Raw genomic sequence first — 12,485 nt, forward strand, 5'->3', positions numbered from 1 at the left:
TTTTGTTGCGCTTTTCCATTTTGGTTGAACATTGGGATTTGTACATGCAAGGGTTTGGCCATACGATCAAGGCCAGCGTGCTGGCGCTGATCGGCAGCTTGGCCCTGGGGACTATCATCGCCATTTTCCGCATCGCGCCGATTCGCCCGCTCAATTGGATCGGAACGGCGTACGTGGAATTTATCCGCAACATCCCGCTTGTGTTGATCGTGTTCGTTTTTTTTATGGGCTTGCCCGCCGTCGGCATTCGTTTTGACTCGTTTACCGCTGGAACGCTCGGGTTGATGGTATATACCGCCGCCTTTATCGCCGAAGCAATCCGCTCGGGGATTCAAGCCGTTCCGAAAGGACAAATGGAGGCGGCGCGCTCATCGGGGTTGACTTACTTGCAGGCGATGCGTTACGTCATCTTGCCACAGGCGGTGAAAATCGTCATTCCGCCGCTTGGCAACCAGTTCATCAACTTGGTGAAAAACTCTTCGGTGCTTGGCGTCATCGCCGGGTTGGATTTAATGTATTACGGCGACTTGATTTCCTCGAAAACGTTCGTCACCTTTGACGTTTACATTTTCGTCGCCTTGTTTTACCTCGTCTTAACGATCCCGCTCAGCCTTGGCGTCGGCTACTTAGAGCGCCGGCTGCTCAAGGCGCGGTAGGAAAGGAGGCCAAATGATGGATTTTGCCGGTGCTTACGCGCCCGCCCATTTGAAGTTTTTGCTTCAAGGGTTTCTCGTCACATTGGAAGTGGCGTTCATTTCGATTGTCTTGAGTTTTGTCTTTGGCATTATCATCGGGGTCATTCGCTATACGAAAATCCCGGTGCTTTCCCAATTGCTGGCCGTGCTGGTCGAAACGATCCGGAATTTGCCGCTGTTATTAATCATTTTCTTTACGTATTTCGCCCTTCCGGAAGTCGGATTAAAGCTTGATAAACTATACGCCGCCATTTCGGCCTTGGTCATTTTTGAATCGGCCATGTTGTCAGAAATCGTCCGCAGCGGCCTGCAGTCAATCGATAAAGGACAAATCGAAGCGGCGCGCTCATCGGGGCTTACGTATGGGCAGACGCTATGGTACATCATTTTGCCGCAAGCATTGCGGCGCATGGTGCCGCCGATCGTCAGCCAGTTTATTTCCTTATTGAAAGATACGTCGCTCGCCATTGTCATTTCGTTGCCGGAATTGATGAACCATGCGCAAATCATTAACGGCCGCAACGTCAATTTTGTCATCCCGATCTTCATTCTTGTGGCGTTCATGTACTTTATCGTCAACTATTCGCTGTCGTTATTATCTCGCCGGTTGGAATACCGTCAGCGGTGATGGAACCGTATCCCCTTCTTCAGCCGGGGCATACGGTTTTTTCTTGCCATCTCTTTTCGTTAAAAAAGATCCGTTGTTTTCGCTTCCCTGTTATATAATAGAATTATAGATTAGGCCATGACTTTCACAAAGGCGGTGACGTCCACTGACACCAGCGAAAAAAGGTAACTATTCAGCCACATCATAAAGTGAGCTGAATATTTTCTTCTTTCCTTGTCTATGATGTGAATACTGATAGACAAGGAGGTGAATCGCATGTTTACGGTACAACAAGCTGTATTTACAGTTGAGAGCTTAATCGGCAAAGTTCAACAACAAAAACAGCTCATTCATCAACTCGTTCAAGAAAATGAACATTTGCGTCACGAAAACAAACAACTACGCAAAGAAAATGAACAACTGAAGTACCGTGTTCAAGAGCTGGAAGCACGCACGAAAAAAAACAGCTCCAATAGCCATTTGCCCCCATCTTCTGACCGTTTTCACACCCATTCTTCTCGCAAGCCATCTGGCAACAAGCCAGGCGGACAAGAAGGACATCAAGGAACGACGCTCCGTCAAGTGGAACATCCACATCATCGTGTCGTCCACCGTGTGCATACGTGTCAAGGATGTGGGGCTTCTTTGCGTGACGTCAAACCGTTCAAAGTCGATATCCGTCAAGTGTTTGATGTCCCTCGTGTGGCGATCGAGGTGACACAACATGAACGTGAAGTGAAATCGTGTCCGCATTGTCGATGTGTTCAACAAGCCGAATTCCCATCCCATGTCACGAATCATGTGCAATACGGTCCACGTCTCACGGCGCTCGCTGTATATTTGCATCATATCCAATTGATCCCTTACAAGCGTTTAAGTGATACAATCGAAGCGTTATATCAACACTCGATTAGCACGGGAACTCTTGCCAATATGGTGAAACGAGGACGCGAATCGCTGGAATCAAATATGGACATCATCGAAGACGCCTTACTTGACTCCAACATCCTGCATGTCGATGAAACGAGTTTGCGCATCAATGGGAAACTCGCATGGGTGCATGTCGCATGTACGTCGACATATACATACTTAGCTCCTCACGCTTCTCGTGGAAAAAAAGCGACCGATGATATCGGGATTCTTCCCCGATATGAAGGGACGATGATGCACGATGCGTTCGGTACATATCCGAAATACACACATGCCACCCATGCCCTTTGTCATGCCCACCATTTGCGTGAGTTAAAAGGATTCATCGAACAAGGGCATACGTGGGCGATGCGCATGACCACGTTTCTGTTAGCCGCCAAGCAAGCCGTCAAAGCCCATCACGGTGCACTTTCCGAAGAAGAAGCGAGACGGTGGGAACGAGTGTATGATCGCATCCTAGAAAGAGCACAACACCGATTAGAAACGATGACGCCTCTTCCGAAAAAAGCACTCGCTTTTGTTCGGCGCCTTCAAAAACGAAAGGAAGAAGCGCTGCGTTTCTTACGTGAAGTACATGTTCCCTTTGATAACAACCAAGCCGAACGCGATCTTCGCATGGTCAAAGTCAAAGAGAACATTTCGGGTACGTTCCGCGAAGAAACATTCGCCCAGTCGTTTTGCATCACCAGAAGTATCGTTTCCACACTGACGAAACACGAAAAAAACGTGTGGGACTCGTTATGTCTTCTGTTGACAGGCGAAACGCTCGATCGTGTTCTTTCTACCACTTAGGGCATTTTCTATTACGGGGATGCCCTATTTGTGTTGCGCTTCTTTACATACTACTATCGGAGTGAATAGTTACGAAAAAAGAACCGCTTTGGCTCTTGTTGCTTTTGCTTTCTGCTGCTGCGTTTCTGGGCGAAATGAAAATGAATCCGTTTGACAGCCCATTTCGCGTCTCACTCGGCAGCGCTGTCTTTTTTCTCGGGCTTGTCGCCTTTCGCTCCCTTTCGCCGCTTGTCATCGGCGCAAGCACCGGAGCGGTGGTCGTTGGGTTTCGCGTCTTTCTTGACTCATTGACGGGCGAAATGTCCGCTTCAGAAAGTGTGCTGACCCACATTCCGGCAGCCGGGTATTATATCAGCTTTTCAGCGATGGCGGCTGCCGTTCGTTTTCGCCAACGAATGGCCGCACCGATTCGGGCTGGAACAGTTGGAGCGGCGCTTGATTTTTTGGCGAACGCCTGTGAACTAGGGATCCGATATGGGATGGGGGAGCCGTTTGCCTTCAGCGGCCAAACAGTCATCGTCTTATGGTTATTCGCCATTTTGCGCAGTTTCTGCGTGATTGGCGTTTACAATATGTGGGTGACGAAGCATGTCCGCTCGCTCGCTGAAGCGAGAAAGCAAGAACTCGAGCGTCTCATTATGGTGAGCAGCGGATTATACGAAGAAATGTTTTACTTGCAAAAATCAATGGCTCTCATGGAAGACATGACGCGCCAAAGCTATGACCTTTACTCGCGGCTGATCGAACGAAAACACGTTGAACCGCGCGTCGCCCTGGAGCTTGCCGAACATATTCACGAGACGAAAAAAGATATGCAACGCATTTTCGCCGGCCTTTCTAAGCTTATCGGCCGCCAATCGGTGCGCGGGCGCATTTCGATTGCCGAACTGTGCGCCATGGTCATTCGCGCCAATGAAAAATACGCCAACTTATCCGGAAAAACGATCACCTTTTCGTACAACGGCCATATCGATCTTATGACCGATCAGCTGTATCCGCTTCTTTCCGTGCTCAACAACTTGGTATCGAATGCCGTCGAAGCCATTGAGAAGGCAGGCGACGTCACCTTGCATGCGCGTCTCCGCGGAAGCGAGCTGATCATCGAAGTGGAGGATACCGGCCCCGGCATTGCGGCCGATGACATCGCCTGGATTTTCCAGCCCGGATTCACAACAAAATACGACCGCCAAGGCAATCCGTCAACAGGCATCGGTCTTACCCATGCACGCGATATCGCCCAAACACTTGGGGGGCATCTACAGCTCGTCAAAAGCGAGCCGGGGCAGACGGTGTTTCGTCTTGCCGTGCCGACAGCCCACCTCCTGCAAGACACACCGTCCGCCGCCGAAATGTTCTCCGATCGCAACGCCGATCGGCAAGGAAATGCCGTCATATAGGCAAGTCAAGGAAGGGAGAGAACAGGAAGATGGCGCTTCGTTTTTTTCTAATCGAAGATGATCCTGTTGTGAGAAAGATGCTTGAAAAATTAATTCATGAATCCGAACTTGGCGAGGTGGTCGGCTGTGCCGAAGATGGACTGCACGTTCGCGCGGCCGACTTGCTTCACGTGGATGTGGTGCTCATTGACTTGTTAATGCCGGGGCGTGATGGCATTCAGACGATCAAGGCGTTGCGGGAAGAAGGATTTGCCGGAACCTTTATCATGATTTCTCAAGTTGAAAACAAAGAAATGATCGGCCAAGCCTATTTGCATGGCATTGACACGTACATTCAAAAACCGATCAACCGCTATGAAGTGCTGTCCGTGCTGAAACGCGTCGCCGATCACATGTCCGCCGTCCGCTCGCTCGAGTCGATCCGCCAGGTGCTCAAAGGGTTTGAGACGCAAACGGCCGATGCCGCCGTCTCCAAACCGTCCGCCATTGAGCAACAGGCGCAACAGCTTCTGCTTCTTCTTGGCGTCGCCGGCGAGGCGGGCAGCGCGGATGTGCTTCTCGTGGTGCGCTGGTTGGCCGAGCAAGAAGCAAAAGGCCTTCCCGTCCGCGAACTGCCGCCGCTGAAAGAACTGTATGCAGGACTCGTCCAGCGGGAATACGGCCTGTCCCCGACTGAAACGGCCAAGGAAGCGCGGGCGATGGAACAGCGCATCCGTCGGCTCGTCTTGCAGGCGTTCACCCATCTCGCTTCCCTCGGCCTGACTGACTACACGAACCCGACGTTTGAGCATTTCGCACCTAGGCTGTTTGATTTCGGTGACATCCGTCGACGGATGAAAGAGCTCGAACGCGGCCAAGCTGAGACGGAATGCCGGATGAATGTGCGGAAGTTTTTAACGGCTTTTTTTCTCGAGCTGAAGCGCGTCTAGAAAGCTGGTGATTTAGTGAAGAAGGCTGATGGCCCCGCCTATTTTTCAATTAGAGAAACCTTGCCGGACGGACTTGCGATTCTAATCCAACGCCGTTGATTTGCGCGCGACGCCCCGTTTTTCACTAGGCTTCTAGGGGTGGGGAATCCACCATCCCCTTCACTTCACGACCCGCAAATGCGAAAAACTTGGAACTCGGGATGATGAAGTTGCGTTTCCTGTTAAATGGCCAGTCTTCTACATGATGATGGGGCTGCCTTTAGGACAGGTCAACCTTTTTCATTCCTTATGCCAACTGCGCCGCTCTTCGCTAGCAACGAATGAGACAAAACGAACGACGCTCGCTTCGCTTGTGTCAGCCGCCTGGGCCAAATCCTTCGTCGTCATATTCGGCACGAGTTCGGCATGGTCGAGAATGTAGGCGGCTACCTTTTTTCCGCCGGTGAAAACCGTTCCATTTGCTGTTTGATTTTCGCTAAAAGGCCGATTTCATTCATCTTATTCTCCCTTTCCGCACATCATTTTTCTTTCATCTTATCATGGAAAGCCCCCTGTGCTCCATACTAATAATCTTTAATAAAAAATATTTGATTTCGAGATATAAATTTGTTATGATAGTGGTGCGAATATGAATCATAAAGAGGAGGAAAAGCGATGACAACATTCCAACTCGACAAAGCGCACAGCTCTGTCGCCTTCCAAGTAAGACATATGATGATCTCCAAAGCGAAAGGGGAATTCACCAACTTTGACGTTGAGGTCGAAGGCGACATCAACGAACTCGAGTCGCTGAAAGTCAAAGCGACGATCGATGCCGCCTCGATCGATACGAAAAACGCCGACCGCGACAATCATCTCCGCTCGGCCGACTTTTTCGATGTCGAGAACTATCCAACCATTACGTTTGTCAGTGAATCCGTGCGCAAGCTGTCCGACACGGAATATGAAGTGACCGGGAAGCTGACGATCCGCGGCGTGACGAGAACGGAAACGTTCAAAGTCGAATACAACGGCCAAGTGAAAAACCCGCTCACCGGCGGCATCTCGGTCGGTTTTGACGTCGAAGGAACGATCAACCGCGAAGACTACGGGTTGGTATGGAACGTCGCGCTTGAAACCGGCGGATTCCTCGTCGGGAAAGAAGTCAAAATCCTCGCGAGCTTTGAATTCGCTCTCAGCTGAACGACCAAGCAACAAGCCCTTAGCCATTTGCGAGGCTAAGGGCTTATTGCGCTTCATTGCGCCGTATACCCGCCATCGATCACGACCGCCTGGCCGGTGATTCCTTTCGCTTGTTCGCCTGCCAAAAAGAGAACATAATGGGCGACTTCTTCAACGGACAAGAGCCGCCGCTGCGGCACGAGCGGGTAAATCACTTCCTCGAGCACCTTCTCAAGCGGCACCTTTCTCGTCGCCGCCAAGTCCGCGAGCTGGCCGCGGACGAGCTCGGTGTCCACATAGCCCGGGCAAAGGGCGTTCACCGTAATGCCGTATGGCGCCCCTTCTAACGCTGCCACTTTCGTTAAGCCGATCACCCCGTGCTTCGCGCTGTTGTACGCCGCTTTGCCGGCAAACCCGACGAGTCCGTTGATCGACGCCATGTTGATGATGCGGCCATATCGCTGCTGTTTCATAACGGGAAACGCATGCTTGATGGCCAAAAATGGGCCGACAAGCATGACGCGGATCAACTGCTCGAACTTCTCGGTCGGAAAGTCTTCAATATTGGCGACATATTGCAAACCGGCGTTGTTCACGACAATATCGAGACGCTCCCACCGTTTGACCGCTTCATGGATCGTTTGTTTCACCTCTTCTTCCGCCGTCACATCACACTTGACGCCGACGGCCTCGCAGCCTAGCTGCCGCAACGACTCTGCCGCCTGTTCCACCTCTTCCTGCTTCAAGTCGGCAAGCACGACGTTCACGCCGTTGGTTGCCAACGTTTTCGCCACTTCATAGCCGATCCCCCGCGCCGCTCCGGTGACGAGGGCTGTGCGATGCGCCATCATCCCCCTTCCCCCTGCTTCATCTGGTTATACACCTCATCATACTGCTTCGCCAAGTCAAAATCGAGCTTCGTCAGCCCTTTCGCCCGCCATGAAGACAGTTTCACTGTAATGAGCTTGTAGTCGATCGAAATGAATGGGTGGTGGTTGGCGTTTTCCGAAATCGCGGCGATTCGCCGAACGAACTCGATTCCTTGCAAGTAGTCTTGAAAACGGTATTTTTTCACAATCCACCGCTCATCGGCCAGCTTCCAGCCGTCCGCTTTTTCAAGCAGCGCTTGCACTTCCTCTTCCGCTAACCGCATCGTTATCCCTCACCCTCTATATTTTGAAATATGCCAGCCAGCGAAACTGTCAAATCAGCGAACAAAAACGAGACGAGCACATCGCCTTCGCCAAAGACGCTCCGCTTCTCATACCCTTTTTTCGCCGCGGCCGTACACTTCCACCGTTCGATGCAGCGGATCCACGATCCAATATTCCTTGACGCCAAACTGTTCGTACAGCTTATATTTTTCGTTCCGATCTTTCAGCGCAGTGCTCGGCGAAAGCACTTCCACCACCAAGTCAGGCGGACCATCGCAGCCTCGGCTGCCGATTTTGCTTTGATCGCAAATGACCGAGATGTCAGGCTGCACGACATGCTTGGCTTGTTCATAGTCGGCCTGTTCATCGAACCGCACATCAAACGGCGCCATGACAACCGCACATCCTTTTTCGCGAAAAAACGCTCGCAAAGCGACATACCATTCACCGACGATCGACTGGTAGACAAATGAAGGGGCCGGTGCCATGTTGTAGGGCACGCCGTTGATCAGCTCCCACCATCCGTCCCACTTGACATAATCTTGATACGTATACCGTTCCTTTTGCCGCTCGGTCGGCTTCACGTCCATTCCCCCGCCCGCTTGCTTTGCCCTTATTATACCATCGGACATCCGCGGCCGTCATACAACTCAAGAGCTTGCTCCTCAAAAAAAAAGAGCCATCCGATCGAGATGGCTTTTTCGCAAAATACTCGTTTTAAGGCCGCAAACTCACCAGTTGCTCGGCAAGCCGCAAATAAAAGGCGCGAATATCAAATGACGGATTCGGGTCAACGCCGATGATTTCCAAATGGTCGACATTGTACGTTCCCATGTCATTCCAAACCCCTTTTTTCAACGCCCCGTCATACGGTACGATCCGATCGTTTGATCCACGCTTCGGACCGTTCATCGAAATGGTATTGACAATGCCGTCGTTCTCAAGCCAATGGCTGTCAATGCCAAGCGCCGCATTGCGGTACGAGCCGAGAAACGGGGCGCAGACAATCGCGCTGAATGCGTTCATTCCAAGTTCGGGATAATAGTTGCCTGTCAGAGCTCCTCGATACGTCCGTTCGGTAGAAAAGCTCAAATAATACGTATTCGGGCTGGCTTTCACCCATCGATTCAACGTCTCAGCCCCGGGAACGGATAAATCGTAGCGGGCGGTATCGGTCGATGTCCAGACAGGGGAGCGCTTGAGCCGTTCAAAATAATGGTCGAACGATTCGCCTGGCTCGCGGCGCAGCCCCCATTGGTCGAGCTTAAAATCGTATATTTCGCTTGTGTACGGCGCGTTGCTGGCGACAGCCGCCGCTTCCAGCACCGCTTTTTGCAAGTCAAAAAAGCGATCGGTGAAATCAACCATGTTGACAAGCGTCGTCCCGTCATGAGGAGTGGCGATGGTCGTCACGCTCAACACAAAACGATGTCCGCCTTCAAACAACGGCGACAACGACACGTTGTGCTCCTTGGCGTACTCCCGCTCTTCTTGGCTTCCGTTCTCTAGGAGCGAGACAAGCATACGGGCCGTCTGCCCTCCTTGGCTGTGGGCGATGATATGGACGCGGCCTCCTCTTTTCAATTCCGGCAGCAACCCCGGATACGTGCGGCCAAACCGCGCATGGCCGTGCTTTGCCGCATGGGCTGCCCCATAATCGACCGTTCCGCCGACAAGCTGGGCGTACGCTTCACACGCCCGGTCCCAGTTGCTCGAGAGCGGTCCGACCGCCAGCGTATACGTTCGATATCCGTTGTCGTTCAGCCATTGTTCGATATCGCCGCGTACGCCGCCCCAGTACTTGAACCCAAACATTTCTTCTCTTCCCCAGCCAGTAAAGCCATGGAGAAGTACAATCGGCGCATCGTTGGCGCGTGAAACTGCCGCTTCAGCTCGCCCTCCCGAGACCGATAGGCCGAACACAAGCCATAATCCGAGCAACACAAACATAACCCGACAGCATTTCATCACGCTCTCCTTCTCCTCCCCTCGAATCGACTGAACCCCTTTATTCAGAATTGCCTGAATATTCTATACTAAATAACCAGGCTATTCAATCCCGGCAATTGTCGGGTTTTCTGATGAGGGAAAGAGAAAAATGCACTTTTGTGCCGTCATATTTCGTTTCTCGCCGACAGCGAGAGGGTGATGCACTATGTCATGGCAGCGTTCCATCACGGCCTCGTACGGATGGTTGGCTATTCTTCTTTCATGCGCGCTAGCCGCCGCGCCTACGTGGCTTCAGCGCTGCTTGCGTCTTGGACGGGGACGTATTTGGATTTGTATTTCGTGGGAAAAGGGCTGTATGCGTTCCCGAAACGGCCCTTTCCTTCTGTCTTTTCGATCGATATTTTCTTTACGGCCGTCGTTCTTCCGCTCGGCACCGTCTTCTTTCTTGCCCTCACGGAGCGGCTTAGCCGCCTTGGGCGCATGGGGCTCATCGCTGCATTGTCGGCATTGGCGGCCGCATTGGAGGCCAAAGCCGAGACGTACGGTTTGTTCACCCACACGGCCGAATGGAGCCATTGGTATTCAGTTGCCGGTTACGGTCTTTTTCTTTCAATAATATGGGAATTTTACCGCCGATTCCAAACGGTGGACTAGCCCAAATGGCGCATAAAGACAATGGCAGCGAGCAACGATAACGGGGAACAAACCGAAAAGACGAGCAGCTGCCGGATAGGAGGAATCCGATTGAGAAGAAAAAAAGCCGCATTCCTTTGCTTGGCTGTTATCGCCGCCAGCGTTGCCCTCATCGCCCAACCGGACACGGATGGAAAAGCATCCAAAACGGACGGACGGGCCGTCATAACGATCTACTTGGCAGGCGATTCGACCGTCGCCGCCGCCCCCCGCTCCCGCGCACCGCGAGCCGGATGGGGGGAAATGCTTGACGGCTGGTTTGACGATCACGTAGTGGTCAAAAATATGGCCGCTTCTGGCCGAAGCGCGAAAAGTTTTATTGAGGAAGGGCGGCTCGAGCGCATTTTGCGGGAGCTCAAAAAAGGCGATTATTTGTTCATCCAATTTGGCCATAACGATGAAAAGGTGAACGACCCGGCGCGCCACACCGAGCCGTTCACCACCTATCAGGCATATTTGAAACAGTATATTGACGGCGCCCGCGCCAAAGGGGCGACTCCTGTCCTCATCACCCCGGTCGAACGGCGGCGGTTTTCTGCCGACGGACGGGCGCTCGATTCCCACGGACGCTATCCTGCCGCCATGAAAGCGCTCGGAAAACACGAACGTGTCCCAGTGATCGATTTGACAACGAAAAGCAAACAACGGTTTGAACAGCTTGGACCGGAACGGACGAAGCGGTGGTTTTTATGGCTTGAGCCGGGCGAACACCCCAATTATCCGAAAGGCATCAAAGACAACACCCATTTTCATCAGCGCGGGGCGAAAGAAATCGCCCGTTTGGTCGTCGAAGGCATCGTCGAACTGAATCTCCCTCTTCGCCGCCACCTCATCCGTTCGCCATACGAGACCGTTCAGACAGGCGGTCACTAGACCGCCTCAGCGGCGAAACACCGTGACACCGGCAGCGCCTCGCCTGCTTTTTCCCGCCCCCGTCCCACCTAGGGCGGGTGTGTGCTCCCTTTTTGCTCCCGCCAGGCGCTGCATACCGCCTGCCCTTTCCATCCCTACCGGGCGCTTCCGGCGTATGGCGCTCTGCCGCTCGTTGGTGAATGGTACGTTTTGTTCAACAAGCGGTGGTATAGGGACGCGAGCACTTGCTGAAACAGCATGCCGAGCACGACCGGCACGCTCACTGGCGGCGGAAAATAGGTCATGGCAAGCACCGCGCCGGCGCTGATGTTGCGCATCCCGCCGGTAAACGTTAACGCAATAATATCCGACGGGGCAAACCTGAGCCATCGGGCCGCCATCCAAGAAAGAAAATAGCCGGAGCTCGCGATCGCCAAGACAAGCAGCGCCATGAAAAACAGCCGGGCGTCAACACGGCCAAAATACGGGGCGACGACTGCGCTGTTGATCATGACGACAAGCACCAGCGCCAGCTTGGAAAACGGGGACAGCACCACCGCCAGCTGCTCGTTCGCTTGAGCAGACAGCCGTTCGCCCACGAACATGCCGGCTAGTGACGGCAAAATAATCATAAAAAACAAGCCGAGCATCATCTGGCCCACGTCGAGCTCGACCACGCTTCCGGCCAATACAAGCAACGTCAACGGCACAACGACCGGCGACAAAAACGTATCAATCAAAATGACGGACAGCGCCAACGCCAAGTTTCCCCGTCCGATCGACACCCAGATGAAGCTCGTCACCCCGGTCGGAATAGCGGCCGCCAACACAAACCCGATCACCGTCCAACGGTCGCTGCCAAAAAACAGATGTCCAAGCCCAAACGCCCACAGCGGGATGATGAAATGGAGCAGACATAGCGCCGCCGCGATCGGACCGGGGTGAATAAGCACCTCTTTCAAATCAGCCAACCGCAGCCGCAAACTGCCGCTAAACGTCATCAACGCAAACAGCCACGGCACAAGTTCGGCATAATCGTGCAACTCGTTAGACAGCCATACACCGATCACTACGCTCGCCGGCGTCAGCAACGGCAACACCTTCTCAAGCCGGCGATTGATCGTTTGCCACATCGGTTTCATCTCCCTGTCTCACCATTCAAGGGCTCTTTTGCTATGCCTACACCTCCCCCATTATACACCGTAATCGCCCCATTGGAGCGACAAATTTTCATGAAACCGATGGACAACGGTTGACCAGCCAGCTCCTTAGGCTATTTCGCTGCTTTTCCCCCTCACCATTCAGCAACAAAACGACATCGCCTC

At 52.8% G+C, this 12,485-nt stretch carries 12 protein-coding genes and 2 pseudogenes; 8 read left to right on the forward strand and 6 right to left on the reverse strand.

Annotated elements, in window-relative coordinates:
- The first annotated feature begins 2 nt into the window (after nt 1-2).
- The 5 genes from ACR1UW_RS10905 to ACR1UW_RS10925 all read left to right on the forward strand — a co-directional run bounded on the left by ACR1UW_RS10905 (nt 3) and on the right by ACR1UW_RS10925 (nt 5,350).
- Nucleotides 3-656 (forward strand): amino acid ABC transporter permease, encoded by a 654-nt coding sequence (locus tag ACR1UW_RS10905; RefSeq protein WP_025950838.1) that lies wholly within the window; start codon nt 3-5, stop codon nt 654-656.
- Between the two features lie 16 nt (nt 657-672).
- Nucleotides 673-1,323 carry an amino acid ABC transporter permease gene (locus ACR1UW_RS10910; protein WP_023633758.1) on the forward strand — a complete coding sequence of 217 codons (651 nt, stop codon included), beginning with the start codon at nt 673-675 and terminating at the stop codon, nt 1,321-1,323.
- 255 nt (nt 1,324-1,578) lie between these two features.
- Nucleotides 1,579-3,024 (forward strand): IS66 family transposase, encoded by a 1,446-nt coding sequence (gene tnpC / locus ACR1UW_RS10915; RefSeq protein ID WP_498933298.1) that lies wholly within the window; start codon nt 1,579-1,581, stop codon nt 3,022-3,024.
- Between the two features lie 140 nt (nt 3,025-3,164).
- Nucleotides 3,165-4,421: a sensor histidine kinase gene (locus ACR1UW_RS10920; protein ID WP_498933300.1), complete on the forward strand. Its 1,257-nt coding sequence runs from the start codon at nt 3,165-3,167 to the stop codon at nt 4,419-4,421.
- 29 nt (nt 4,422-4,450) lie between these two features.
- Nucleotides 4,451-5,350, forward strand: a complete 900-nt coding sequence (locus tag ACR1UW_RS10925) for a response regulator (RefSeq protein WP_095859480.1) — start codon at nt 4,451-4,453, stop codon at nt 5,348-5,350.
- 327 nt (nt 5,351-5,677) lie between these two features.
- On the opposite strand, the pseudogene ACR1UW_RS10930 reads toward ACR1UW_RS10925, so the two are convergent.
- A pseudogene (locus ACR1UW_RS10930) lies at nt 5,678-5,847 on the reverse strand (MurR/RpiR family transcriptional regulator); the annotation flags it as partial.
- Between the two features lie 157 nt (nt 5,848-6,004).
- Here ACR1UW_RS10930 and ACR1UW_RS10935 point away from each other — a divergent pair.
- Complete coding sequence (locus tag ACR1UW_RS10935; RefSeq protein ID WP_015375055.1) at nt 6,005-6,532, forward strand: YceI family protein; 528 nt, start codon at nt 6,005-6,007, stop codon at nt 6,530-6,532.
- 53 nt (nt 6,533-6,585) lie between these two features.
- Here the strand turns inward: ACR1UW_RS10935 and ACR1UW_RS10940 are convergent, their stop codons facing one another.
- From ACR1UW_RS10940 to ACR1UW_RS10955, 4 genes and pseudogenes are all read right to left on the reverse strand, one after another.
- Nucleotides 6,586-7,362 (reverse strand): 3-hydroxybutyrate dehydrogenase, encoded by a 777-nt coding sequence (locus tag ACR1UW_RS10940; RefSeq protein ID WP_498933303.1) that lies wholly within the window; start codon nt 7,360-7,362, stop codon nt 6,586-6,588.
- Entirely contained in the window at nt 7,359-7,664 is a 306-nt protein-coding gene (locus tag ACR1UW_RS10945; RefSeq protein WP_498933305.1) for a 4a-hydroxytetrahydrobiopterin dehydratase, read from the reverse strand. The genes ACR1UW_RS10940 and ACR1UW_RS10945 overlap by 4 nt, the downstream gene beginning before the upstream one ends.
- A gap of 2 nt (nt 7,665-7,666) precedes the next feature.
- A pseudogene (locus tag ACR1UW_RS10950) lies at nt 7,667-8,255 on the reverse strand (Uma2 family endonuclease).
- 127 nt (nt 8,256-8,382) lie between these two features.
- Nucleotides 8,383-9,633, reverse strand: a complete 1,251-nt coding sequence (locus tag ACR1UW_RS10955; protein ID WP_498935303.1) for an esterase/lipase family protein — start codon at nt 9,631-9,633, stop codon at nt 8,383-8,385.
- A gap of 180 nt (nt 9,634-9,813) precedes the next feature.
- Here ACR1UW_RS10955 and ACR1UW_RS10960 point away from each other — a divergent pair, with 180 nt between their 5' ends.
- Entirely contained in the window at nt 9,814-10,269 is a 456-nt protein-coding gene (locus tag ACR1UW_RS10960; RefSeq protein WP_498933307.1) for a CBO0543 family protein, read from the forward strand.
- A 90-nt stretch (nt 10,270-10,359) separates the two neighbouring features.
- Nucleotides 10,360-11,181: a rhamnogalacturonan acetylesterase gene (locus ACR1UW_RS10965; protein ID WP_498933309.1), complete on the forward strand. Its 822-nt coding sequence runs from the start codon at nt 10,360-10,362 to the stop codon at nt 11,179-11,181.
- A 134-nt stretch (nt 11,182-11,315) separates the two neighbouring features.
- On the opposite strand, the gene ACR1UW_RS10970 is transcribed toward ACR1UW_RS10965, so the two are convergent.
- Nucleotides 11,316-12,293 carry a bile acid:sodium symporter family protein gene (locus ACR1UW_RS10970; protein WP_498933311.1) on the reverse strand — a complete coding sequence of 326 codons (978 nt, stop codon included), beginning with the start codon at nt 12,291-12,293 and terminating at the stop codon, nt 11,316-11,318.
- Nucleotides 12,294-12,485 lie beyond the last annotated feature (192 nt).

This window comes from Geobacillus lituanicus (assembly GCF_050994965.1).
GTDB classification, from domain to species: Bacteria; Bacillota; Bacilli; order Bacillales; family Anoxybacillaceae; genus Geobacillus; species Geobacillus stearothermophilus.

Excerpts from the sequence above, each read along its gene's own strand:
- ACR1UW_RS10960 (WP_498933307.1), top strand. The coding sequence starts at position 9,814 with ATGCACTATGTCATGGCAGCGTTCCATCACGGCCTCGTACGGATGGTT.
- ACR1UW_RS10940 (WP_498933303.1), bottom strand. The coding sequence starts at position 7,362 with ATGATGGCGCATCGCACAGCCCTCGTCACCGGAGCGGCGCGGGGGATC.
- ACR1UW_RS10920 (WP_498933300.1), top strand. The coding sequence starts at position 3,165 with ATGAATCCGTTTGACAGCCCATTTCGCGTCTCACTCGGCAGCGCTGTC.
- tnpC (WP_498933298.1), top strand. The coding sequence starts at position 1,579 with ATGTTTACGGTACAACAAGCTGTATTTACAGTTGAGAGCTTAATCGGC.
- ACR1UW_RS10925 (WP_095859480.1), top strand. The coding sequence starts at position 4,451 with ATGGCGCTTCGTTTTTTTCTAATCGAAGATGATCCTGTTGTGAGAAAG.
- ACR1UW_RS10935 (WP_015375055.1), top strand. The coding sequence starts at position 6,005 with ATGACAACATTCCAACTCGACAAAGCGCACAGCTCTGTCGCCTTCCAA.
- ACR1UW_RS10955 (WP_498935303.1), bottom strand. The coding sequence starts at position 9,633 with ATGAAATGCTGTCGGGTTATGTTTGTGTTGCTCGGATTATGGCTTGTG.
- ACR1UW_RS10970 (WP_498933311.1), bottom strand. The coding sequence starts at position 12,293 with ATGTGGCAAACGATCAATCGCCGGCTTGAGAAGGTGTTGCCGTTGCTG.
- ACR1UW_RS10910 (WP_023633758.1), top strand. The coding sequence starts at position 673 with ATGGATTTTGCCGGTGCTTACGCGCCCGCCCATTTGAAGTTTTTGCTT.
- ACR1UW_RS10945 (WP_498933305.1), bottom strand. The coding sequence starts at position 7,664 with ATGCGGTTAGCGGAAGAGGAAGTGCAAGCGCTGCTTGAAAAAGCGGAC.